The following is a 23,159-nucleotide window of genomic DNA, read 5'->3' as shown; positions in this document are numbered from 1 at the left end:
TTTATGAGCAACGCACCCAACGAGTTCGGGATCACCCACCTGCGGCACGTCGACCTTGCCGTACCCGACTACGACACCCAGCGCGCCTTCTACACCGGCCTCTGGGGACTGACGGAGGCCGGCTCGGACGGCGATCTGACCTACCTGGCTGCGGTGGGCTCGCCGGAGAAGTACGTCATCCGGCTGCGCAAGGCGGCCGACAAGCGCCTGGACCTCATCTCCTTCGGAGCCGAGGACCGCGCTGCCGTCGACGCGCTCGCCGCCCGGCTGGGTTCGGACGGCGTCCGGCTCGTCAGCGAGCCTGGCGACCTGCAGACTGCGGGCGGCGGCTACGGCTTCCGGTTCTTCGACGTCGACGGTCGCACCATCGAGATCTCCGCCGGCGTGGCGGTGCGCACGCACCGGGCCTTGGAGGAAGGCGAGGCGGTTCCCGTGCGGATCTCGCACGCGGTCGTGAACTCCACCGACATCGCCAGAACCCGCGCCTTCTACGAGCGGCACCTCGGTTTCCGCCACAGCGACACGCTGTCGAGCGAGCACATGGGCGACCTCATGCACTTCATGCGCTGCAACGACTGGCACCACAGCCTCGCCATCGCGCGGGGGCCGCACACGTCCGTGCACCATGTGTCCTTCGAGATGCGCGGGCTCGACGAGTACATGCGCGGGACCGGCCGGGTGATGCGCGCGGGCATCAAGAAGGTGTGGGGGCCCGGCCGCCACCTGGCCGGCAACAACACCTTCTCCTATTTCATCGACCCCAGCGGCAACACCATGGAGTACACCACCGAGCTGGAGCGGCTCGACGAGGACGTCTGGCATCCGAGCATCTACGACGTGGACGACCCCATGACCCAGGACCAGTGGGGGACCGCGGACCCGATGAGCGAGCTGATCGCCCAGGAGAGCTTCAACAACGTCGACCGCGGCGTGTTCGTCGCGCCGCCGGTCTGAGGGAGCGGGCGTGGGACGAGTATCGGGCAAGGTCGTCGTCGTCACCGGCGCGGCCCGCGGCCAGGGCGCAGCCGAGGTGGAGGCGCTGGCCAGGGAAGGCGCGACGGTCGTGGCGGCCGACGTGCTGGACGGCGAGGGCAGGGCGCTCGCGGACCGGCTGACGGCCGAGGGGCTCCAGGTCGGCTACGTGCCTCTCGACGTCCGCGACCGGCGGGCCTGGGACGACCTGGCCGGCCTGCTGCGGGAACGTCACGGGCGGGTCGACGCCCTCATCAACAACGCCGGAGTGGCCGCCAGGGACCGGATCCCCGACGTGGACCTGGAGGTGTGGCAGCGCACCTTCGACATCAACGTCACCGGTCCGCTCCTCGGGATCCAGGCGCTCGTGCCGTTGATGAGCGCGGGCGCCTCGATCGTCAACGTCTGCTCGGTGGCGGCGATGGCGGGGCACGTCGCCGCGGCGTACACCGCGAGCAAATGGGCGCTGCGGGGCCTGACCAGGACCGCCTCCCTCGAACTGGGCGAGCGCGGCATCCGGGTCAACGCCGTCATGCCCGGCCTGATCGACACTCCGCTGATGGCCTCGGCCTCTCCGGCGTTCACCGGGGCGGCCCTGGCCGAGATCCCGCTGGGCCGGATCGGAACGCCCGCGGACGTCGCCCCGCTGATGGTCTTCCTCGTCTCCGACGAGTCCGCGTACGTCAACGGCGCCGAGCTGGTGGTGGACGGCGGTCTCACCGCGCACGTCTCCCACAAGGGCATCGCCGACGCCACCCACCTGTGAACAGAAGGACCGCGAAAAATGTTCGAGTACTTTCCCGGCAACTACATTTGGAACCTGGGTGTGGTCGCCACGCTCAACAGCGGCGGCACCATTGACGAGGTGGACCGGGCCTGCCGGCCCATCCGCGAGGCGGCCGCGCGTGGCGACGCGGGCACCGGGGACTTCATGAAGGCCTGGCAGCGCATCGCCGACCAGCTCGAAGGACAGGCGCGGCAGGCCGAGGACGCCGGTCACCTTCGCACCGCGGGGCAGAAATACTTGCGTGCGGCGGCCTACATCTGCCAGGCCGAGCGCATGCAGAGCGTCTCCTCTCCAGGGCGCAAAGCGATCTACGAGCATTGCCTGAGGCTGATAGAGAAGTCGTTCGAGCTGATCGACCCGGCCACCACGCGCGTCGAGGTACCGTTCGAGGGCGCCGCCCTGCCCGCGTACTTCACCCGGGCCGCGCCCCGCGACGGCGGGCCGGCGCCATGCGTGATCATGTGGAACGGCCTGGACAGCACCAAGGAGCACATGTACACCTCGGGCTGGTGCCACGAACTGGCGGCCCGCGGCATCTCCACGCTCATGGTCGACTGTCCAGGCAGCGGCGAAGCGCTGCGGATGCTCGGGCTGACCGCACGAGTGGAGACCGAGGACTGGGCACGAGCCTGCGTCGACTACCTGGAGACCAGGGAGGACGTCGACACGGGCCGGATCGGGCTGGCCGGCTGGTCGCTCGGCGGCTTCTACGCGCCGCGCGCCGCGGCCTTCGAGAAGCGGCTGAAGCTCGTCGTCGCGTGGGGGGCCAACCACAACTGGGGCGAGGTGCAGAAACGCAGGCTCGAACGCGAGGGCGAGAACCCGGTGCCGCACTACTGGGAGCACGTGCTGTGGGTGTGGGGCGAGCCGGACGTCGGCACCTTCATCAAGAACGCCGAGCGGGTCACTCTGGAGGGCGTGGCCGGCAAGATCACTTGCCCGTTCCTCATCGCGCACGGTGCGAACGACCGGCAGATCCCTCTCGAGTACGCGTACCGGTCCTACGAGCAGGCGGTCAACAGCAGCAAGCGGGAGTTGCGCGTCTTCACCCGCGAGGAGGGCGGCGCGGAGCACGTCGGCCTCGACCACCTTCCCCACGTCGCCTCGTTCATCGCGGACTGGGTGACGGACACCTTCTCCGAGTCGCGCTGATCAGCGTTCAGTCCCTGGGGCCGGCCTTCATCAGCCCGTGCACGGCCCCTTCCGGCAGCCTCTCGGCGAGGCCGTCGTCGAACCGGCCGTCCACCAGGATGAAGGCCACCCGGGCCGGCACTTCTCCACGGTTGGCCCAGGCGTGGTCCGTGCCCCGCTGGACCACCACGTCGCCCGCGCGCAGCGTGACCTCGGAGTCGTCCAGCACCAGGGTGATCTCGCCTTCGAGCACGATCCCGTAGTCGATCGACGCCGTCCGGTGCACCGGTGACTGCAGGCCGCGCGCGTCCAGGCAGCCCGGCGCGAAGTCGTTGATACGGATCTTGGTGCCCAGTGGGGGCGGCGGAACCGCCAGCTCCCGCTCCGTCGGGTCGGTGTACTCGACCGCGGTGATCATCGCTGGGGCGCCGGTGGTGTTCCAGATCTCGTGGAAGGCCACCCCGTCCTCAGGGATCTCACGGGTCACCGGCACCGGGCCGTCTGAAACGACGACGGACACACCGGCCGGCGTGTGCCCGGTCACCACCCGGCGGGGAACTCGGCTCATGCTGCTCTCGTCTCCTGTCTCAGCGACGCAGGCTCGTGGCTTCGAGTCAACGAGAATCGCTCCACACCGCGCAATAGAGCCGTCTATCAGCACCTTCGATAGGTGTCATGTGATTTGCCCAGATCAGGTCTGCGGCGCCTTGCGGGGGAGTCGAGGCACCATAGCGCCACCACCGGGTCACAGATGGCGCGCGCGCCGAACAGTGCGAACCCCGCCAGCACCACCCGCCGGCGTGCCGGTCGGCCGCGATGGACGGCAGCGCCACGTTCACGATGGTCACGTCCAGCAGGACGACGAACAGGCCCGCGCACATCACGATCAGGACGTTCCTCTTCCCCTGCGCGGTGACGGATGGCCCCAACCTCTCGCGACGAGCGGATGTCCAGGCCGCTGCCGGGAAAGACGAGGCAGTAGGGTCGGCAACGTGAGCGAAACTTCCGCCGAGGATCGGATCTGGACGGTTCCGAACCTACTGAGCTTCTTGCGCCTCCTCGGCGTGCCTGTCTTCCTCTGGCTGGTATTGGGGCCCAAGGCGGACGCCTGGGCGATCATCGTCCTCGCGGTCGCCGGATTCACCGACTGGCTGGACGGCAAGATCGCTCGAGCCTTCAACCAGATGAGCAGGCTCGGCCGGATCATCGACCCGGCGGCCGACAAGCTCTATGTCTTCGCCACGATCCTGGCGCTGCTGCTGCGCGACGTCATTCCGTGGTGGCTGGTGGTGATCATCCTCGGGCGCGAACTGTTCGTCGCGTGTTTCATTCCCGTACTTCGGAAGAGCGGTTACAAGGCACTTCAGGTGCATTTCTTGGGCAAAGCCGCCATGTTCAACCTCATGTACGCCTTCCCTCTGCTCTTCCTCGCATCCCACACTGGGTGGTATGCCGATATAGCACGAATTGTCGGATGGGCATTTGCGCTCTGGGGAACGGGCCTGTACTGGTGGTCGGGGGTGCTCTATGCAGTGCAGGTACGCCGGCTCGTAACCGCGGCCAAGGAGGAGTGATCGGGTGAAGGCGGTCGTCATGGCGGGTGGAGAGGGCACTCGGCTGCGTCCGATGACGGCCAACCAGCCCAAGCCCCTGCTGCCCGTGGTCAACCGCCCGATCATGGAGCACGTGCTGCGCCTGCTCAAACGGCACGACATCACCGAGACCGTGGTCACCCTCCAGTTCCTGGCCGCGCTCGTGCGCAACTACTTCGGCGACGGCGACGAACTCGGCATGAGCTTGCAATACGCCACCGAAGACGTTCCCCTCGGTACGGCGGGCAGCGTGAAGAACGCCGCGGCCCGCCTGCGCGACGACCGATTCCTGGTGATCTCCGGCGACGCCCTGACCGATATCGATTTGTCGGATATGGTCCGTTTTCATCGTGAAAAATCGGCGCTTGTGACCATCGGTCTGAAACGGGTGCCGAACCCCCTCGAGTTCGGCATCGTGATCGTCGACGAGGAGCACCGGGTCCAGCGCTTCCTGGAGAAGCCCACCTGGGGCCAGGTCTTCTCCGACACCGTCAACACCGGCATCTACGTCATGGAACCCGAGGTGCTCGACGCGGTCGCCTCAGGAGAGCCCGTCGACTGGTCGGCCGACGTCTTCCCTGCTCTGCTGGAGCGCGGCGCCCCCATCTACGGCTATGTCGCCGAGGGCTATTGGGAGGACGTCGGCACCCACGAGAGCTACCTCAAGGCCCAGGCCGACGCCCTGTCCGGCCGGGTCGCCGTGGACATCGGCGGCTTCGAGGTGTCGCCGGGCGTCCGGGTGGCCGAGTCGGCCTCGGTCGACCCCGACGCGGTGCTCAAGGGCCCGCTGCTCGTCGGCGAGTACGCCAAGGTCGAAGGCGGCGCCGAGCTGCGCGAGTACACGGTGCTCGGCAACAACGCGGTCGTCCGCGAAGGCGCCTTCCTGCACCGGGCCGTCGTCCACGACAACGTCTACCTGGGCCCGGGCGCCCATCTGCGCGGCTGCGTGATCGGCAAGAGCACCGACGTGATGGCCGGGGCCCGCATCGAGGAGGGCGCCGTCATCGGCGACGAGTGCGTCATCGAGCCCGAGGCGTACGTCTCCAGCGGCGTCAAGGTCTACCCGTTCAAGACCATCGAGGCCGGCGCCGTCGTCAACACCAGCGTCATCTGGGAGTCGCGCGGCCAGCGCAGCCTGTTCGGCCCCCGCGGCGTCAGCGGCCTGGTCAACGTGGAGATCACCCCCGAGCTGTGCGTACGGCTGGCCAGCGCGTACGCCACCACCCTGAAGAAGGGCGAGCACGTCGTCACCTCGCGCGACTCCTCGCTGGCCGCCAGGGCGCTGAAGCGGGCCGTGATCGGCGCGCTCAACGCCAGCGCCATCAACGTCCTCGACCTGGAGGCCGCGCCGCTGCCCGTGACCCGCTTCCACACGGCCAGGGAGTCGGCCGCGGGCGGCATCGCGCTGCGCACCACCGCGGGCGACCCGCAGAGCATCGACATCGTCATCATGGACGACCGCGGCGCCGACCTGCCCCCGGCCGCCCAGCGCAAGCTGGAGCGGGTCTTCTCGCGCCAGGAGTTCCGGCGCGCCTTCCCGGGCGAGATCGCCGAGCTCCGCTTTCCCGCCAGGGCGGTCGAGGACTACGCGTACGAGCTGCTGCGCTGCGTGGACATGACCGGCATCAGGGACATGAAGGTCGTCGTCGACTGCGCCGGAGGAACCTCCTCGCTGGTGCTGCCCACGCTGCTCGGCCGGGTCGGCGTCGAGGTGCTCACCGTGAACGCCCGCCTGGACGACATCTCGCCCACGGAGACGCTCGCCGAGCGCCGCCGGGACCTCCAGCGCCTCTCGGAGCTCGTGAGCTCCTCCAGGGCGGCCTTCGGGGTGCGGTTCGACCCCGTCGGCGAGCGCATCGCGCTGGTGGACGAGATGGGCCAGCTGATCGGCGAGGAACGCGCCCTGCTCGTCGTGCTCGACCTGATCGCCGCCGAGCGCCGGGCCGGCCGGGTGGCGCTGCCCGTGACCACCACCAGGGTCGCCGAGCAGGTCTGCCGCTTCCACGGTGTGCAGGTGCGGTGGACCTCCACGGCGGTCGACGCCCTCACCTCGGCCGCGGTGGACGACGACATGATCTTCGCGGGCGACGGGCGGGGCGGTTTCGTGGTGCCCGAGTTCGGGCCGGCGATCGACGGGGTGGCGGCGTTCATGCGGCTGCTCGGCCTGGTCGCCCGCACCCGGCTCTCGCTCAGCCAGATCGACGCGCGGATCCCCGAGGCCAAGCTGCTCAAGCGCACGGTACCGACCCCGTGGGCGGCCAAGGGCGCCGTGATGCGCTCGGTCATCGAGGCCGCCGAGGCCGAGCCGAACGGCTACCGCATCGACACCACCGACGGGGTGCGGGTGGCCTCGGACGACGGGAGCTGGGTGCTGATCCTGCCCGCCGCCACCGAACCGGTCACCGATCTGTGGGCCGAGGCCGCCGATGTGGACACCGCCCAGTCCCTCCTGGAGCACTGGGCCCGTCTGGTCGAGGAGGCCTCCTCGTGATCCGTAATTCGCGCCACACCGTCACATAGGGTAACTCTGGTGGATAGGTGGCGGTGGAACGTACAAGATCGTAATGTTGAAACGCGCGGCGGCATGGACCTTGAGGCTCGGGCGGCGGTAACTTTGTCACCGTCCGAACCCGTCGTCCAGCGCCTCGCCTTGACCTTTGCCGCTGATCAGCGTAAGTTGCGGCATTCGTAAACTTGAAGAGCGAAGCGAGGCGCGTCCAGATCCCCGTTGCCGCGTCTTCGCGGTAGGAGGCCGAGCCGATCGATGCCGAGCGTCTACTGCACGCAGTGCGGGCACGCCAACCCCGAGGATGCCCGTTTCTGTTCCCGTTGTGGGTCACCGCTGACCAGAACGGAGGTCGCCGGGGACACCACATCGACGATCTCCGTCGCGGGAATCGAGGCGTACGAGGCTGAGACCGGTGACATGCTCCTCGCCGAGCGCGCGCTGGTGGAGCAGCTGCCGCCTGGCACGGCGTTGCTCACGGTGACCAGGGGGCCCAACCAAGGAAGCCGCTTCCGGCTCGACAAGGAGCTCACCACCACGGGCCGACATCCCGAAAGCGACATCTTCCTCGACGACATCACGGTCTCCCGGCGGCACGTGGAGTTCTACCGCCTGCGCGGCGGCCAGTTCTCCGTGCGCGACGTGGGCAGCCTCAACGGCACCTATGTCAACAGGGAACGCATCGAGGAGGTGCCGCTGCACTCCGGTGACGAGGTGCAGATCGGCAAGTTCCGCCTCGTCTTCCTGATGCGGACCGCCGCCGGCGCATGAGCGAGCGCAGCGAGCGACTGATGGGAGCAGCCGAGCGCAGCGAGCGACTGATGGACGCGGCCGAGCGCGGCCGGCGACCGATGGGAGCAGTCGAGCGCGGCGAGCGACCGATGGACCTGGCGTCCTGCGCATTCATGCGGCCCACGGAGGAGGCCGCATGAACGCGCAGGCGGCACGCTCGCACATGAGCATCGGGGAGGTGCTCGCCATGCTCCAGGGCGAGTTCCCCGATGTGACGATCTCCAAGATCCGCTTCTTGGAGGGCGAGGGGCTCATCGAGCCGGAGCGCAGCCCGTCGGGTTACCGCAAGTTCACGCACCTGCACGTCGAGCAGCTCCGCTACATCCTCACCGAGCAGCGCGACCACTACCTGCCGTTGCGGGTGATCAAGGACAAGATGGCCGAGCACTTCGGCCGTCCGCGGGCCTTGACCGATCGGCCGGAACGGCAGGAAGTACGGCTGAGCCGTGCCGAGCTGCTGGAGGCGGCCGGGCTCGACGAGGAGACGCTCGCCGAGCTCGAGGACTACGGGCTGCTCGCGGCGACGGCCAGGCGCTACGACGAGGAGGCGCTCAACGTGGCGCGCAGCGTCGGCGCCCTGGCCCGGTTCGGCCTGCGCGCCCGGCATCTACGCGCGGTCAAGGCCGCGGCCGAGCGCGAGTGCGGGCTGGTGGAGCAGGCGATCGCGCCCATACTCAAACGACGCGCCCCAGGGGCCATCGGAGAGGCCGACGAGGCCGCCAGGGAGTTGTCGGCGTTGCTGCTCGACCTGCATGCCTCTCTCGTCCGTACGGGCGTGCGGACCGTTCTAGGCCGATGACCGGACCAGCGGGACATACAAGGCCCCTCGGGTGTTACGTTGAAATGCAGAAGCGGACCGGCCAAATAGCTGTGCCGGGGACGCCGACCAGTCGAATATGGAGCAGCCCGTGTTGCAGATGGAGGTCGTGGGTGTTCGCGTAGAGATGCCCACAAATCAGCCGATCGTCTTGCTCAAGGAGGCACACGGGGAGAGGTTCCTGCCGATTTGGATTGGGATGACCGAAGCCACGGCCATCGCGCTGGCCCAAGCGGAGGAGCCTCCAGCCCGTCCGCTCACGCACGACCTGTTCAGGGACGTGCTGAGCGCTCTTGGCGTGGGCCTGCGCGCGGTCAACATCGTTGCCCTGCGTGACGGGATCTTCTTCGCCGACCTGGTGTTCTCCAACGGCGTGGAGGTGAGCGCGCGCCCGTCCGACTCGATCGCGCTCGCGCTCCGCACCGGAGCGCGTATCTTCGCCAGCGAAGAGGTCGTCCAGGAGGCCGGTGTGATCATTCCGGACGACCAGGAGGACGAGGTGGAGAAGTTCAGGGAGTTCCTTGACACGATCACCCCCGAAGACTTTGGCCGGGCGGGGTAGGTATTTCAGTGCATTTACGCTTCACGACGCGCCGAGCGGGATCGTTGACTGCGCATGGTCACGGTCCTACGGTGCAAGTGAAACCCGTGGTCGTGCTTTTACGAACCCCCAGATCAGGCCACGGGATGAGAGAAAGCCGGAGGTCCGCGTGGCGGTCAGCAGCGGCGAGGGAAAGACGACCGGCCAGGAAGATCCGGTGCGGCGTGAGAGTGCGCGGCAGCGTGCCGGAGAGCAGGGGCTGCTCTTCGACGAGCAGCCTTCGTCGCTGCCGGCGGACATCGGATACCGAGGCCCGACGGCGTGCGCGGCGGCCGGCATCACCTACCGGCAGCTCGATTACTGGGCGCGCACGGAGCTGGTCCAGCCGACGATAAGAGCCGCACACGGCTCGGGCTCGCAGCGGCTCTACAGCTTCCGCGACATCCTGGTGCTCAAGGTCGTCAAGCGGCTCCTCGACACCGGAGTCTCCCTCCAGCAGATCCGTACGGCCGTACAACATCTGCGTGACCGCGGGGTCGGCGACCTCGCGCAGATCACGCTCATGAGTGACGGCGTCAGCGTCTATGAGTGCACCTCGGCCGACGAGGTGATCGATCTGCTCCAGGGCGGCCAGGGCGTGTTCGGCATCGCGCTCGGCCGGGTCTGGCGAGAGGTCGAGGGCTCGCTCGCGGAGCTGCCGGGGGAAAGGGCGGCGGTCGAGGACAGCGTCCCGGCCGAGCACCCCGCTGACGAGCTGGCCCAGCGGCGGCGCGCGCGCCGCATAGGGTAGCAATTGGGTAGTAACCTGTAGAGCGCAAGGCTGATGACCCCATGCGGGAGAGTCCCCGGGCTGGTTCCGGGGCGCCGAAGGAGCAACCTCCCCGGAATCTCTCAGGCACCTGTACCGCTCGGGGTAGGCAACTCTGGAAAGCAGGTGCGCCCGCCAGGCGCACCTCACCGACGGTGCAAGCCCACATGGGTGAAGCTCTCAGGTCGCCATGACAGAGGGGGAGATCCGGCAAGCCCGCGCCCTGGCGCCGGTCTCCAAAGCCCTCGGGAGGCACCTCTATGACCGATCTGTCTGCTCCGCCGTTCTCGACCCGGCACATCGGCCCGTCCGAACCCGAGCAGCAGCGCATGCTCGAGGCCGTGGGTTTCGAGTCCGTGGCCGACCTGGTGGCGGTGGCCGTACCGGAGTCCATCAGGATCAAGGACCGGCTCAGCCTGCCCGACGCGGCCAGTGAGACCGAGGTCATCGCCGAGCTGCGGGCCATCGCGGACCGCAACCGGGTGTTCACCTCGATGATCGGCCTGGGCTACCACGACACGATCACCCCCGCGGTGATCCGCCGCAACCTGCTGGAGAACCCGGGCTGGTACACCGCCTACACCCCCTACCAGCCGGAGATCTCGCAGGGCCGTCTGGAGGCGCTGCTCAACTTCCAGACCGTCGTCACCGACCTGACCGGGCTCGCCGTCGCGGGCGCCTCGCTGCTCGACGAGAGCACGGCCGCCGCCGAGGCGATGACGCTGGCCCGGCGCGCGGGCAAGTCCAAGAGCCAGGTGTTCGTCGTCGACGCCGACGCGCTGCCCCAGACCAAGGCGGTGCTGGCCACCCGCGCCGAGCCGCTGGGCATCACCCTCGTCGAGGACCCGCTCGACGGCGAACTGCCCGAATGCTTCGGCGTACTCGTCCAGTACCCGGGCGCCTCCGGCCGGTTGCGCGACTTCCGCGCCGTGGCCGAGCGGGCGCACGCGGCCGGCGCGCTCGTCGTGGCCGCCGCCGACCTCCTCGCGCTCACCCTGGTCACCGCCCCCGGCGAGCTCGGCGCCGACATCGCGATCGGCTCCTCGCAGCGTTTCGGCGTGCCGCTCGGCTTCGGCGGGCCGCACGCCGCCTACATGTCCGTACGCGAGGGACTGCAGCGGCAGATGCCCGGCCGCCTCGTGGGCGTCTCCGTCGACGCCGACGGCGCGCCCGCCTACCGGCTGGCCCTGCAGACCCGCGAGCAGCACATCAGGCGCGAGAAGGCCACCAGCAACATCTGCACCGCGCAGGTCCTGCTGGCCATCATCGCCGGCATGTACGCCGTCTACCACGGGCCCGACGGGCTGCGCCGCATCGCCGCCCGCGTCCACCGGCACGCCGCCGCGCTGGCCGAGTGCCTGCGCCGGGGCGGCGTCGAGGTCGTGCACCGCGAGTTCTTCGACACCGTGCTGGCCAGGGTGCCCGGCCGGGCCGCCGAGGTCGTCCGGCAGGCCGCCGAACGCGGCGTCAACGTGTGGCAGGCCGACGCCGACCACGTCTCGGTGTCCTGCGACGAGAAGACCACGGCGGCCGACCTCGAGAAGGTCGCCGCCGCCTTCGGCGCCGGCGGGCCGGTGGCCGCCCTCGTCGCCGACGAGGGGCTGGACACGCTGCCCGGCTCGCTGACGCGCGAGTCCGCCTACCTCACCCACCCGGTCTTCCACAGCCACCACTCCGAGACCGCGATGCTGCGCTACCTGCGCAGGCTCCAGGACAAGGACATCGCGCTAGACCGCTCCATGATCCCGCTCGGCTCCTGCACGATGAAGCTGAACGCGACCACCGAGATGGAGCCGATCACCTGGCCGGAGTTCGCCGGGATCCACCCCTTCGCGCCCATCGCGCAGGCCGAGGGCTACCGCCACCTCATCGAGACCCTGGAGGAGTTGCTGGCCGAGGTGACCGGCTACGACGAGGTCTCCATCCAGCCGAACGCCGGCTCCCAGGGCGAGTTCGCCGGGCTGCTCGCGATCCGGGCCTACCACCGCGACCACGGCGACGAGCACCGCGACATCTGCCTCATCCCGGCCTCCGCGCACGGGACGAACGCGGCCAGCGCCGTCATGGCCGGCATGCGCGTCGTGGTCGTGGCCTGCGACGCCGAGGGCAACGTGGACCTGGCCGACCTCGACGCCAAGATCGACAAGCACCGTGACGGGCTGGCCGCGATCATGCTCACCTACCCGTCGACGCACGGCGTCTTCGAGGAGACGATCACCGAGGTCTGCGCCAAGGTGCACGACGCGGGCGGCCAGGTCTACGTCGACGGGGCCAACCTCAACGCGCTGGTCGGGCTGGCCAAGCCGGGCGAGTTCGGGGCCGACGTCTCCCACCTCAACCTGCACAAGACGTTCTGCATCCCGCACGGCGGCGGCGGCCCCGGCGTCGGCCCGGTCGCGGTCCGCGGCCACCTCGCCGCCTACCTGCCGGGCCACCCGCTGCGCACCGGCTCGCCCGTCGGCGCGGTCTCCGCGGCCCCCTACGGCTCGGCGGGCATCCTGCCGATCTCCTGGGCGTACATCAGGATGATGGGCGCCGACGGCCTGGCCGCGGCCACCGAGCAGGCGATCCTGTCGGCCAACTACCTGGCGCGGCGGCTGGCCCCGCACTACCCGGTGCTCTACACCGGGCGCGGCGGGCTGGTGGCCCACGAGTGCATCGTCGACCTGCGGCAGATCACCAAGGAGACCGGTGTCACGGTCGACGACGTGGCCAAGCGGCTCATCGACTACGGCTTCCACGCGCCGACCATGTCCTTCCCGGTGGCCGGCACGCTGATGATCGAGCCGACCGAGAGCGAGGATCTGGCCGAGCTCGACCGGTTCGTGGACGCGATGGTCGCCATCAGGGGCGAGATCGCCCGGGTCGCGTCGGGCGACTACGACCGCGCCGACAACCCGCTGCGCAACGCCCCCCACACCGCCGAGGCCGTCGCGGCCGACGAGTGGACCCACCCCTACACCCGCACCGAGGCGGCCTACCCCCTGCCGTCGCTGCGCGAGGGCAAGTACTGGGTGCCGGTGCGGCGCATCGACCAGGCCTACGGTGACCGCAACCTGGTCTGCTCGTGCCCGCCGCTGGAGGCGTACGAGGACTGACCGGATCACCGCCGCGATGTGATCGACCGTGGCCCTCTCCGCCGCTGCGCTCGGTGGAGAGGGCCACGCCCGTTCGTCGGTGTCGGAGGTTTCGTCCCTTGTCACCCACCCAAGGTGGCCGCTGAGAAGACATGATCACCGGAAGTCGTTAGGCTTCGGTCCGACCGTCGCCTAAGGAGCTCTCTTGACGTTCTCAGAGCTGCAGGTCCCGCCTCTCGACACCGCCCGCCGCCTGGCCGAGGACGGTGACCTCGACGGCGCGGTGGCCATACTCACCGAGCTGGTCGCCGACCCCGACGGGCCCGACAGGGCGCAGGCGGCCGTGGGCCTGGCCGTGGTGCTCGACGAGCGGGGCGACCACGAGGCGGCCCGGGCGGCCGCCAGGGTCGCGCTGGCCACCGGGCATCCGGAGTTCGCCGCGCAGGCGGCCTGTCACCTCGCGCAGGGCTTCGAGCGGGAAGGCAGGGCCGAGCAGGCCAGGGGAGCGTGGCAGGCCGTCCTGGGCGTCGGCACGGCCGCCTACGTCCCGCTGGCGCGGCTCGCCCTGGCCCGGCTGGCCGTGGAGGCGGGCGACTACGACGAGGCGGAGGACGAGCTGCGGGCCGCCCTGGCCGTCGCCGGGCCGGACGTGGCCGCGCACGCCGCGCAGCAACTGGCCGACCTGCTGCTGGAGCGCGGGGAGCCGGGGGAGGCGGCTGAGGTGCTGCTGGAGGCGCTCGAGGTGGCCCCCGAGGACGAGGTGGCCCGGCTGCGGGTGCAGCTCGGCATCGCGCACCTGGAGCTCGCCTGCGCGGAGTTCGCGGGGGCGGTGGAGGACGGCGGTGACGCGCCGACGAGCGCGCTGGCCATCGAGCTGCTGGCCAGGACCCTGCCGCTGCGTGGCCGCGCCGACGACGCGGACCGCGTCTGGACGTACGGGCTGGAACACGCGGACGAGACGCTGGCGGCCGAGGTGCGCCTGCGTTACGACCGCGACGCCTGACCTGCGGCGGAGGCGCGATGGTCAGCCGCGGCGCATGATGGCGGCGGCCGCGGCGACGTTGATCAGGACGATGGCGAACCAGGTGATCACCAGGCCCAGCCCGCCGCCTTCATGCACCGCGATGGCCGTCAGCGGGATGCCGATGCCCATCGACCCCAGCGCGATCGGGATCATCGCCGCTCCAGGGTTCTTGGACCTGCCCGAGCCGGCGCCGTGGGCGTGGAGCTCGGCGCGCACCCGCGCCGCGATCGTGGCGTCGAGCCGCTCCACGAACGACTCGACCAGGGCGGCTTCGTATTCGGGGCCGAGGTCGCGTCGGGCGTCGAGCGTCGCCTGCAGGTCCTCGCGGATGGGGCGCATCTCTGGCATGAGGCCATCATCGCGGGTAGGCGGCACGCCGTCATCAGCCCTGAGAGCTATGGCGAACTCATCCCCAGGTACGGTTCTGACATGCGGATCACGACGCCGCGCGGCCCGGCGCTGGTCGAGTTCGACGAGGTGGAGCGGCCCCGGCTGCTGCTGGTGCTGACCCATGGGTCGGCCGGGGGAGTGGACGCGCCCGATCTGCTGGCGGTGCGCGACGCGACCCTGGGCGCGGGGGCCGTGGTGGCCAGGGTGACGCAGCCGTTCCGGCTCGCGGGGGCCCGCGCGCCGGGCTCCGCCGCACGCCAGGACGAGGCGTGGGAGGCCGTGCTGGGCGAGCTGCGGGCGCGGTGGCCGGAGCTGCCGCTGGTGCAGGGCGGCCGGAGCAACGGGGCCAGGGTGGCCTGCCGTACGGCCAAGGCGGTCGGCGCGGTCGCGGCGGTGGCGCTGGCGTTCCCGCTGCATCCGCCGGGCAGGCCCGAGAAGTCGAGGGCCGGCGAGTTGCGCGAGGCGGGCGTGGACGTGCTGGTGGTCAACGGGGACCGGGATCCGTTCGGGGTGCCCGACGCCGCCGACGCGGCCCGCCTCGTGGTGCTGCCGGGCGAGGGGCACGAGCTGAAAAAGAACCCCGCCCGGGTGGGCGAGGTGGTCGCCGAGTGGATCGCCGGCTACGTGTGAGCGGCGCGGCTCAGGGGACGCCTGCGAGTGGGTCGCGGCTCAAGGGGCGCTTCGCGCGAGCGGGTCGCTCAGGCGGCGCCGACGAGCGGGTCCGGGCGGTGCGGAGCGATGGCGGTGCCGCCAGGCAGGAGCTCCCCGGTGTCCTCGAAGAGGACGACGCCGTTGCAGAGAAGGCTCCACCCCTGCTCGGGGTGGCAGGCGAGGGTACGTGCGGCCTCGCGGTCGGGCGCCTCAGCTGCCGGACAGGCCGGGTCGTGCGGGCACATCGGCGTGCCTCCGATATCTCGTGAATGGCTCCCGCGGACAGGTAGGGGCGGGAACTGTGTGGGTGCTGTCTTTCTTTCAAGTGTGCGGCGTATGTCACACGTTCGGACATAGTCCGTTAGGACTGTTACAGGAGGATGCGAAAGTGTGACCTTCGACACAGCGTGCCTTATACAGGATAACGGTCCAAGCTCGACACGCCCACTAGCTTTGCAAGCCTCGCAGCAAGGCGTCGAGGCCGCGCTCGAAGTCGACGTCGGCGCGCTCGTCGCGCCTGGTCCACTCGTCGACCTCGGGGTCGGCCCAGCCTGACTGCTGGACCTCGACCGCGACGCTGCCGAACACGAAGGCCCGCAGCGCCCGCACCGCGTCCGGCGCCTGCTCCAGGCCCGCGTCGGCGAGCTGCTCGGTCTGCTCCCTGATGGCCAGCGCCGTGCCGCCCTTGGGCGGTTTGGTCAGCGCGAGCGCCAGGACGCCGGGATGCTCGCGCAGCAGCTCACGACCGGCCCGGCACCACGCCCTGGCCGTGTCCTGCCAGGTGGGGCCCTGCTCGACGTGGACGGCGGTGACGTGCTCGGCCAGCGCGTCCATCAGCGCCTCCTTGCCCCGGGGCAGATGGTGGTAGATGGCCATCGCCTCCACCTGCAGGGCGTCGCCGAGCCGGCGCATCGTCAGGCGCCGCAGCCCCTGGGAGTCGGCGATGTGGAGGGCGGCGTCGATGATGCGCTCGCGGGACAGCGGAACGGGCGGTCTCTTGGCCGGCATGGAGATCATCTTACTATGTAAAGGGCGCCGCGCGGGTCCGATTATGGAGCGTGTCGCGGACGGGCGTACCCTGGTCGCCTGTACGAGCCGATTGGGATGAGGGGCAGAGTCGATGGCGTTTTTCCGTCCGCGGGTGAGCCGCGAGGCCGAGGTCCGCTACCACGCGGACCTGGAGATCTCCAAGAGCTTCCCCGAGTTGCTCGACAAGGCTCGGGAGAGCGAGCAGCTGCTGCGCGATCTGCGGGCCGCCGCCGCGGATGAGATCGAGTTGCTCGCCGCCGGGCAGGCGTTCGACAAGACGCTGAGCGAGGCGCTGCGGGCGGCCGAGAGCGGGCAGCGGGCCACGTTCGGGGTCAAGGCCTATGACGACCGCATCGCCCGCCGCAAGGCCAAGGCGACGCCCGCTGGGGCCATGTGGACCGCCGAGGTCGACCGGCTGCGCACGCTGCGCGAGGACAACCGGATGTGGGGCATCCCGCGCGTGCCGCGCCTGGTGCCCGCCTCCCGCTGACTCTTCAGCAGGAGACATGACGAAGCCCCGGCACGTGAAGTGCCGGGGCTTCGTCGCGGATCAGCTGGCCCAGTCGAGCAACGGGCGGGTGTTGCTCGGGTGGCGCAGCTTCGAAAGCGATTCCTTCTCGAGCTGCCGGATGCGCTCCCGGGTCAGGCCCAGGTGCTTGCCGATCTCGTCGAGCGTGTGCGGCTTGCCGTCCACCAGGCCGAAGCGCAGTGCCATGATCTTCGCCTCGCGCGGCGAGAGGTTGCCGAGCACGCCGCGCAACTGGTCGCCCAGCAGCTGGCGGTCGACGATCTCCGACGCCTCGGGGGAGTCGACGTCCTCGATGAGGTCGCCGATCGTGGTCTCGCCGTCCTCGCCGATCGTCGCGTTCAGCGAGATGGGCTGGCGGCTGGTGCGCAGCAGTTCCTCGATCTGGTCGGGCGTCTTGTCGAGCTCGATCCCCAACTCCTCGGGGGTGGGCTCGCGGCCCAGTCGCTGGTGCATGTCGCGCTCGATGCGCGACAGCTTCGAGAGCATCTCCAGGACGTGTACGGGCAGGCGGATCGTCCGGGCCGAGTCGGCGAAGCCGCGCTGGATGGCCTGTCTGATCCACCACATGGCGTACGTGGAGAACTTGAAGCCCTTGGTGTAGTCGAACTTCTCCACGGCCCTGATCAGGCCCAGGTTGCCCTCCTGGACCACGTCGAGCAGGGACATGCCGCGGTCGGTGTACTTCTTGGCGACCGAGACGACGAGCCGGAGGTTGGCCTCCAGCATGTGGTCCTTGGCCGCCTTGCCGTCCTCGATGACCAGTTCGAGGTCGCCGCGGGCGGCGGCGGTCAGGCCGGGCACGGTCTCCAGCTTGTACTCGGCGTACAGGCCGGCCTCGATCCGCCGGGCCAGCTCGACCTCCTGCGCCGCGGTGAGCAGCGTGCGGCGGCCGATCGACTTGAGGTAGGTGTGCACCGAGTCGCCCATGACCGACTGGTTGTCGTCGAGGTCGATCGTCTCGGCCTCCAGCTCGGCGTCGTCCGCGCCCGCGGCGGCCGGGCTCACGGCGTCGGGGGCCAGGGCGTCCGGGTCCAGGTCCTCGGGAGCGTCCTCATCCTGCTCCGCGGAGTTCGTCTTTGGCTCCGCGGCCTTCGAGGCGGTAGACTTCGCCCGCTTGGTCGTGGTCTTGCCGGTCGGCTTGCGCGCGGCCGCCTTGCTGAGGGACGGCTCGTCCTCGGCGGCCAGGCTGACACCCGCCTCAGTGAGCTCGCGCAGTATCGAACGGCCGCTCGAGGGGCTGATGCCGGCCTCGGCGAACGCGTCACGCAGCTCCGCCAGAGAAAGGTGACCCTGAGCTCGCCCTCGGTCAAGCAGTTGGTCGAGGGTCGTGGGCGGGGTCGCCACGGCGGTTCGGGGCATGAGGACACCTCCTCCATACGGAGTCGAATAGATCAGTCGAAGGTTGTGGTGGGGCGGCTGCGGCCGCTCGGCGCACCAGTATCAATAACGCCGTCGAGCGCCATTTGTTCCCGGAGAGCCAAAAAAGGGGCGGACCACCCTAAAGGCGACCCACCCCAGGCGTGGGGAGGTCACTCTCCAGTGGAGAGTGACACCTCGGGCATGGGCATGGGTTGCGCGTCCTCCATGCGCTTGTCCGTCCAGTACTCGATGACCTTCTGCGGGTCCGGGTTGAGCTCCTTGGACACCACGGTGCCATCGCTCGGCGCGGGCGAGGCGGTCAGTTCGGCGACGCGATCGGCCGGTATCTGATCGGCCGAGGTCCCCGTGGACGGCTCCTTCTCCACCACCGCTCGGGTCTCCTTACCGACCTGTTCGAGCCTGCCCGCCGAGGCGGCCGCCGCGACTGAGGCTCCGCCGACGAGGATCACGCCGACTACCGCCGCGGATGCCCACATCTTGCGGGTCTGGTTCATGAAGGCTCCTTCCCTCTCGTCCATAAGACGCACCCGCAACTCATCAGGTTCCTGTCCTAAGGCTTACGAGATCGGTTTTACCATTCGGTAGCAGTGGCAACCGGGACATCAGTCGCAGCTCGCGCGGCGCGGCGTAGGCGGGGAGCCGGTCGGTGGCGTAGGCGCGGAGCTGGTCGAGCGTGAGCGGGCCCGCGGGGTCGGCGGGCACCACGACGGCGACGACGATCTCTCCCCACTCGGGGTCCGGCCGGCCGATCACGGCCACGTCGGCCACCTCGGGATGGCCGCCGAGCACCTCGGCCACCGAGGCGGCCACCACCTTCTCGCCGCCGGTGTTGATGACGTCGTCGGCCCGGCCCAGCACCCGCAGCCGGCCTCCGGTCAGCTCGCCCAGGTCGGAGGTGACGTACCAGTCGCCGTCGAAGGGGGCGGGCTCGCCGAAGCGGTAGCCGGAGAACAGCACCGGGCCGGCGACGCGGATGCGCCCGTCGTCGCCGATTTTGAGATCTACATTGTAAAGGGGTCGGCCGTCGTACACGCAGCCGCCGCTCGTCTCGCTCATCCCGTACGTCGTGACCACCCGCGCGCCGAGCGCCCGGGCCTCGGCGACCAGGCCGGCCCGCGGGGCGGCGCCGCCGAGCAGGATGGTGCGGAACACCGACAGATCGGCCTCCAGCTCGACCAGCCGGTGGAGCTGGGTCGGCACCAGCGACACGTGTTCGGCGCCTGAGGCGAGCACCTCGTGCGCGTCGAAGTGCGGGTGGATGATCGGCTCGGTCTCGCAGAGCAGGGCGCGGACCAGCACCTGGAGGCCCGACACGTGGGACGGCGGCAGGCAGCACAGCCAGCGCTCGCCCTTGACCGCCTCCAGGCGCCGCAGCGAGGAGGCCGCCGAGGTGCGCAACGCGGTGGCCGACAGCATGACGCCCTTGGGCTCCCCGGTGCTGCCGCTGGTGGCGATCACCACCGCCACGTCCTCCGGAACGCCCTCGCCGCCGGCCTGCCGTACACCGTTGACGTGGGTCGGCCGGAGCGCGTCGGCGGCGCTTCCGGCGGGGCCCGCGGCAGGGAGGGGGAGGATCGCCGGCCCGTCGCCGGACAGAGCCTGACGAACCGCTGCGAACAGCTCGGGCCCAGGAGTTCCTACCACGGCGTGCAACGGCCGCTCCGGATGCGACGGGTTCCTCAACATGCTCGTAAGGTTAATGGCGACAGGTCGGACAGCGGTGCAGGGAGGGTCGTGACGCGTTCTCCCGTGCTTTTCCGGGCTCCCGTCGTTTTTCGGGTGGCGATGCGCACTCGTTTCCGGGGGCAGACCGTCAGAGAAGGGGTCCTGCTGCACGGTCCGGCCGGTTGGGGTGAGTTCTCGCCGTTTCCCGAATACGGCCCGCGCGAGTGCGCCCGCTGGCTGGCGTGCGCTCGCGAGGCCGCCTTCGAGGGCTGGCCGGAGCCGGTGCGCGACAGCGTGCCCGTCAACGCGACCGTGCCCGCCGTGGCCGCCGAGCGGGCCTTCGAGCTGGTACGCGGGTCGGGCTGCGCCACGGCGAAGGTCAAGGTGGCCGAGCGGGGCCAGACGTTCGCCGAGGACCTGGCCAGGGTGGAGGCGGTGCGTGACGCGCTCGGTTCGGCGGGCAGGCTGCGCGTCGACGCCAACGGCGCCTGGGACGTCGGCGAGGCCGTACGCCATCTCAAAGAGCTCGACCGCTTCGACCTGGAGTACGCCGAGCAGCCCTGCGCCACGCTCGACGAGCTGGCGGCGGTGCGGCGGGCCGTCGACGTGCCGATCGCGGCCGACGAGTCGATCCGGCGCGCCGAGGACCCGCTGCGGGTCAAGGCCGCGGAGGCGGCCGACATCGCGGTGGTGAAGGCGCAGCCGCTCGGCGGGGTGCGCAACGCGTTGCGGGTGGTGGAGGCGTGCGGGCTGCCCGCGGTGGTGTCGAGCGCCGTGGAGACCTCGGTGGGGCTGGCGGCCGGGCTCGCGCTGGCCGCCGCGCTGCCGGAGTTGCCGTACGCGTGCGGGCTGGGCACGATGCCGCTGCTGACGGGCGACGTGGTCGACGATTCGCTGGTGCCCGTGGACGGGCGGCTGGCCGTACGCCGCCCTGCGGTGAATCCTGAGCTTCTGTCGGCATTTGAGATTGAATCCCCCTCGTGGCTTCGCCGGATGCAGGAGGCGTCACTGTGAACCCCGCTACCGCGCTGGCCACGGTCCTGGTCGACGAGCTGGTGCGCTGCGGCCTCACCGACGTCGTGGTCGCGCCCGGCTCGCGGTCGGCCCCGCTGGCCCTGGCGCTGCACGCCGAGTCGCGGGTGCGGCTGCACGTGCGCATCGACGAGCGGTCGGCCTCCTACCTGGCGCTCGGGCTGGCCAAGCGCGCCGAGCGGCCGGTCGCGCTGATCTGCTCGTCCGGCACGGCCACCGCCAACTTCCACCCGGCCGTCATCGAGGCGAGCGAGTCGGGCGTCCCGCTGCTCGTGCTCACCGCCGACCGCCCGCCCGAGCTGCGCGGCACCGGCGCCAACCAGACGATCGACCAGATCAAGCTGTACGGTTCGGCGGTCCGCTGGTTCGCCGAGGTCGGGGTGCCCGAGGACCGGCCGGGGCAGGTGGCCTACTGGCGGTCGCTGGCCTGCCGGGCCTACCAGCGCGCGTCCGGGCCCGCCACGCCGGGGCCGGTGCACCTGAACCTGGCGTTCAGGGAGCCGCTGATCCCCGACGGCGACACCTCCTGGTGCGAGTCGCTCGACGGCGACGCCAACGGCCCCTGGGTGCGCGCCCGCGTCGCGCCGCCGCCCATCGCCCTGCACATCCCGCCGACCCGGCGCGGCGTGCTCGTGGTCGGCGACGGCGCCGCGAACGTGCGCCGCTACGTCGCCGCGGCCGGCATGGCCGGCTGGCCGGTGGTGTCGGAACCGAACGGCGGCGGGCGCTACGGCGACCATGCCGTGTCCACCTACCACTACCTGCTCGGCACGCCCGAGTTCGCCGACGCCCACCGGCCCGACGTGGTGGTCACGCTCGGCCGTCCCGGGCTGTCGCGGCCGCTGCTGTCATGGCTCGGACGGGCCGAAGAGCACATCGTGGTCGCCACCGACCTCGACCGCTGGCCCGATCCGACCCGGTCGGCGACGCAGGTCGCCCAGGCAGTGGAGATCCCCGTCGCCTCGGGTGACGACACGTGGCTGCACGCCTGGCGGCAGGCCGACCAGGCGGCCAGGACGGCCATCGACGAGGTGCTCGACACGTCGGGCACCAGCGAGCCCCGGCTGGCCCGCGACCTGGTGGACGCGATGCCCAACGGGGCGCTGCTGTTCTGCGGCTCGTCGATGCCGATCCGCGACCTGGACCAGGCGATGCGGCCCCGGCGGGGGCTCCGGCTGCTGGCCAACCGGGGCGCCTCGGGCATCGACGGGCTGGTGTCGTCGGCCATGGGCGCGGCGCTGGCGCACAACGGGCCGTCGTACGCGCTCATAGGCGACCTGTCGTTCCTGCACGACCAGAACGGGCTCGTCCTGGGCCCCCGGGAGCCGCGGCCGGACCTGTGCCTCGTGGTGGTGAACAACGACGGGGGCGGCATCTTCTCGCTGCTGCCGCAGGCCGCGGTCAGGGATGCGTTCGAGCGGGTCTTCGGTACGCCGCACGGCGTCGATCTCGGCTACGTGGCGGCTTCGACGGGCACTCCGTACCAACTGGTGGAGGACCTGTCCGACCTGCCCAAGGCGCTGCGTGGCGAGGGGCCGCGCCTGGTGGAGGTGCGTACGGACCGGGAGGCGAACGCCGTGGTGCATGCCCGCCTGCGCGACGCCGCCCAGACCGCGGTCCGCGACTGCATGACCTGACCTGATCCGCGGACCTCAGCCCGCCGACCGCGGAGCCGCGGATAATGGTGGGGACGATGCTGATCGACTCGAGGCGGGTTCGGGGTGGCCGGCGACGATGAGGCCCGGATCTGGGCGCTGATCGCGGGCAGCGCCAGGCGGCGTGGTTCGCCGATGTCCGTCCAGGACGTCTGCGCCGCCAGCGTGGAGGCGGTCGCGGTCAGCGGGGCCGGGGTGTCGCTGGTCTCGCACGAACGGCTGGAGCCGGCGCACCGGGCGGGCAGGCTCGGTCGTGAGCTGCTGGAGGCTGAGCTGACCACCGGCGACGGGCCCTGCGTCGAGGCCGTGTGGGGGAGCGGGCCGGTGCTGGTCCCTGACATGGCGGCCTGCGAGGGGCGCTGGCCGGTGTTCAGCGAGGTCGCCCGGGTGGGGGCGGTGTTCGCGTTCCCGCTGGTGATGGGGGCCGTCAAGGTGGGAGTGCTGGTGCTGTGCCGGGACCGGCCCGGCGGACTGGCCGCCCGCGAGCAGACGGATGCGCTGATCCTCGCCGCCGCCGCCCTGACGCTGCTGCTCGACGGCCGCAGCCCGATGAGCGGCCACGGGGTGCTGCCGGCCGCGTCGCCGGCCCTCGAGGTGGAGATCTACCAGGCGGCCGGGATGATGTCGGTGCAGCTGGACACCTCGGTGGAGGAGGCGCTGCTGCGGCTGCGCGCGTACGCCTTCACCCACGACGAGCCCCTGAGCCGGGTGGCGCGGCGGGTGGTGCGGCGGCGGCTGCGGTTCAGCCCCGATCCGTCCGGCAGGTGATTCCGCCGATTTC

23 protein-coding genes and 1 riboswitch are annotated in these 23,159 nt (G+C 70.7%); of the genes, 16 read left to right on the top strand and 7 right to left on the bottom strand.

Going from position 1 to position 23,159, the window contains the following annotated elements; genetic code table 11:
* Nucleotides 1-3: 3 nt before the first annotated feature.
* Genes AB0F17_RS01070 through AB0F17_RS01060 form a run of 3 tightly spaced genes read left to right on the top strand, consistent with a single transcriptional unit; the run spans nucleotide 4 to nucleotide 2,911 of the window.
* Nucleotides 4-954: a VOC family protein gene (locus AB0F17_RS01070; protein WP_358014136.1), complete on the top strand. Its 951-nt coding sequence runs from the start codon at nucleotides 4-6 to the stop codon at nucleotides 952-954.
* Between the two features lie 10 nt (nucleotides 955-964).
* Entirely contained in the window at nucleotides 965-1,738 is a 774-nt protein-coding gene (locus AB0F17_RS01065; RefSeq protein ID WP_358014133.1) for an SDR family oxidoreductase, read from the top strand.
* An 18-nt stretch (nucleotides 1,739-1,756) separates the two neighbouring features.
* Nucleotides 1,757-2,911: an alpha/beta fold hydrolase gene (locus tag AB0F17_RS01060; RefSeq protein ID WP_358014130.1), complete on the top strand. Its 1,155-nt coding sequence runs from the start codon at nucleotides 1,757-1,759 to the stop codon at nucleotides 2,909-2,911.
* A 7-nt stretch (nucleotides 2,912-2,918) separates the two neighbouring features.
* Here the strand turns inward: AB0F17_RS01060 and AB0F17_RS01055 are convergent, their stop codons facing one another.
* Complete coding sequence (locus AB0F17_RS01055) at nucleotides 2,919-3,458, bottom strand: cupin domain-containing protein (RefSeq protein WP_358014127.1); 540 nt, start codon at nucleotides 3,456-3,458, stop codon at nucleotides 2,919-2,921.
* Between the two features lie 424 nt (nucleotides 3,459-3,882).
* On the opposite strand from AB0F17_RS01055, the gene AB0F17_RS01050 reads away from it, so the two are divergent.
* The 8 genes from AB0F17_RS01050 to AB0F17_RS01015 all read left to right on the top strand — a co-directional run bounded on the left by AB0F17_RS01050 (nucleotide 3,883) and on the right by AB0F17_RS01015 (nucleotide 14,026).
* The gene (locus AB0F17_RS01050; protein WP_358014124.1) at nucleotides 3,883-4,464 is read left to right on the top strand and encodes a CDP-alcohol phosphatidyltransferase family protein; all 582 of its coding nucleotides are present in this window, start codon (nucleotides 3,883-3,885) and stop codon (nucleotides 4,462-4,464) included.
* A 4-nt stretch (nucleotides 4,465-4,468) separates the two neighbouring features.
* Nucleotides 4,469-6,973 (top strand): mannose-1-phosphate guanyltransferase, encoded by a 2,505-nt coding sequence (locus AB0F17_RS01045; protein ID WP_358014121.1) that lies wholly within the window; start codon nucleotides 4,469-4,471, stop codon nucleotides 6,971-6,973.
* A gap of 273 nt (nucleotides 6,974-7,246) precedes the next feature.
* Nucleotides 7,247-7,759, top strand: a complete 513-nt coding sequence (locus AB0F17_RS01040; RefSeq protein WP_358014118.1) for an FHA domain-containing protein — start codon at nucleotides 7,247-7,249, stop codon at nucleotides 7,757-7,759.
* A 157-nt stretch (nucleotides 7,760-7,916) separates the two neighbouring features.
* Entirely contained in the window at nucleotides 7,917-8,579 is a 663-nt protein-coding gene (locus AB0F17_RS01035) for a MerR family transcriptional regulator (RefSeq protein ID WP_358014114.1), read from the top strand.
* A gap of 109 nt (nucleotides 8,580-8,688) precedes the next feature.
* Complete coding sequence (locus AB0F17_RS01030; RefSeq protein ID WP_214634355.1) at nucleotides 8,689-9,159, top strand: bifunctional nuclease family protein; 471 nt, start codon at nucleotides 8,689-8,691, stop codon at nucleotides 9,157-9,159.
* Nucleotides 9,160-9,307: 148 nt separating this feature from the next.
* Entirely contained in the window at nucleotides 9,308-9,928 is a 621-nt protein-coding gene (locus AB0F17_RS01025; RefSeq protein WP_358014111.1) for a MerR family transcriptional regulator, read from the top strand.
* 34 nt (nucleotides 9,929-9,962) lie between these two features.
* Nucleotides 9,963-10,055, top strand: a riboswitch (glycine riboswitch).
* Between the two features lie 151 nt (nucleotides 10,056-10,206).
* On the top strand, nucleotides 10,207-13,044 hold the full coding sequence (gene gcvP, locus AB0F17_RS01020) for an aminomethyl-transferring glycine dehydrogenase (RefSeq protein WP_358014108.1): 2,838 nt from the start codon (nucleotides 10,207-10,209) through the stop codon (nucleotides 13,042-13,044).
* A 184-nt stretch (nucleotides 13,045-13,228) separates the two neighbouring features.
* Nucleotides 13,229-14,026, top strand: a complete 798-nt coding sequence (locus AB0F17_RS01015) for a tetratricopeptide repeat protein (protein ID WP_358014106.1) — start codon at nucleotides 13,229-13,231, stop codon at nucleotides 14,024-14,026.
* Between the two features lie 21 nt (nucleotides 14,027-14,047).
* Here the strand turns inward: AB0F17_RS01015 and AB0F17_RS01010 are convergent, their stop codons facing one another.
* Nucleotides 14,048-14,395 (bottom strand): hypothetical protein, encoded by a 348-nt coding sequence (locus tag AB0F17_RS01010; RefSeq protein ID WP_358014103.1) that lies wholly within the window; start codon nucleotides 14,393-14,395, stop codon nucleotides 14,048-14,050.
* A gap of 81 nt (nucleotides 14,396-14,476) precedes the next feature.
* Between AB0F17_RS01010 and AB0F17_RS01005 the strand changes: the two genes are divergently transcribed.
* On the top strand, nucleotides 14,477-15,067 hold the full coding sequence (locus AB0F17_RS01005) for an alpha/beta family hydrolase (protein ID WP_358014100.1): 591 nt from the start codon (nucleotides 14,477-14,479) through the stop codon (nucleotides 15,065-15,067).
* Between the two features lie 68 nt (nucleotides 15,068-15,135).
* On the opposite strand, the gene AB0F17_RS01000 is transcribed toward AB0F17_RS01005, so the two are convergent.
* A complete protein-coding gene (locus tag AB0F17_RS01000) occupies nucleotides 15,136-15,333 on the bottom strand; it encodes a DUF5999 family protein (protein WP_214634349.1) in 198 nt (65 codons plus the stop codon).
* A gap of 202 nt (nucleotides 15,334-15,535) precedes the next feature.
* The gene (locus AB0F17_RS00995; protein ID WP_358014097.1) at nucleotides 15,536-16,096 is read right to left on the bottom strand and encodes a TetR family transcriptional regulator; all 561 of its coding nucleotides are present in this window, start codon (nucleotides 16,094-16,096) and stop codon (nucleotides 15,536-15,538) included.
* A gap of 112 nt (nucleotides 16,097-16,208) precedes the next feature.
* Here AB0F17_RS00995 and AB0F17_RS00990 point away from each other — a divergent pair, with 112 nt between their 5' ends.
* On the top strand, nucleotides 16,209-16,607 hold the full coding sequence (locus AB0F17_RS00990; RefSeq protein WP_358014094.1) for a hypothetical protein: 399 nt from the start codon (nucleotides 16,209-16,211) through the stop codon (nucleotides 16,605-16,607).
* A gap of 60 nt (nucleotides 16,608-16,667) precedes the next feature.
* Here AB0F17_RS00990 and AB0F17_RS00985 read toward each other — a convergent pair whose 3' ends face one another.
* The 3 genes from AB0F17_RS00985 to AB0F17_RS00975 all read right to left on the bottom strand — a co-directional run bounded on the left by AB0F17_RS00985 (nucleotide 16,668) and on the right by AB0F17_RS00975 (nucleotide 19,712).
* On the bottom strand, nucleotides 16,668-18,005 hold the full coding sequence (locus AB0F17_RS00985) for an RNA polymerase sigma factor (RefSeq protein ID WP_358014091.1): 1,338 nt from the start codon (nucleotides 18,003-18,005) through the stop codon (nucleotides 16,668-16,670).
* 170 nt (nucleotides 18,006-18,175) lie between these two features.
* Nucleotides 18,176-18,520 (bottom strand): hypothetical protein, encoded by a 345-nt coding sequence (locus tag AB0F17_RS00980; protein ID WP_358014088.1) that lies wholly within the window; start codon nucleotides 18,518-18,520, stop codon nucleotides 18,176-18,178.
* A 43-nt stretch (nucleotides 18,521-18,563) separates the two neighbouring features.
* Nucleotides 18,564-19,712, bottom strand: a complete 1,149-nt coding sequence (locus AB0F17_RS00975) for an AMP-binding protein (RefSeq protein WP_358014085.1) — start codon at nucleotides 19,710-19,712, stop codon at nucleotides 18,564-18,566.
* Nucleotides 19,713-19,760: 48 nt separating this feature from the next.
* Here AB0F17_RS00975 and AB0F17_RS00970 point away from each other — a divergent pair, with 48 nt between their 5' ends.
* The 3 genes from AB0F17_RS00970 (at nucleotide 19,761) to AB0F17_RS00960 (ending at nucleotide 23,146) form a co-directional block, all read left to right on the top strand.
* Nucleotides 19,761-20,705: an o-succinylbenzoate synthase gene (locus tag AB0F17_RS00970; RefSeq protein ID WP_358014082.1), complete on the top strand. Its 945-nt coding sequence runs from the start codon at nucleotides 19,761-19,763 to the stop codon at nucleotides 20,703-20,705.
* Nucleotides 20,702-22,360, top strand: coding sequence for a 2-succinyl-5-enolpyruvyl-6-hydroxy-3-cyclohexene-1-carboxylic-acid synthase (gene menD, locus AB0F17_RS00965; protein WP_358014079.1), 1,659 nt, complete (start codon nucleotides 20,702-20,704; stop codon nucleotides 22,358-22,360). Before AB0F17_RS00970 ends, menD begins: the two co-directional genes overlap by 4 nt.
* Nucleotides 22,361-22,444: 84 nt before the next feature.
* Nucleotides 22,445-23,146: a GAF domain-containing protein gene (locus tag AB0F17_RS00960; RefSeq protein WP_358014076.1), complete on the top strand. Its 702-nt coding sequence runs from the start codon at nucleotides 22,445-22,447 to the stop codon at nucleotides 23,144-23,146.
* Nucleotides 23,147-23,159 lie beyond the last annotated feature (13 nt).

The sequence above is a fragment of the Nonomuraea sp. NPDC026600 genome, assembly GCF_040638335.1.
In the GTDB taxonomy this organism is placed as follows: Bacteria; Actinomycetota; Actinomycetes; order Streptosporangiales; family Streptosporangiaceae; genus Nonomuraea.
Note: the sequence above shows the minus strand (reverse complement) of the source record. Positions and strands in the feature narration are given on the sequence as shown.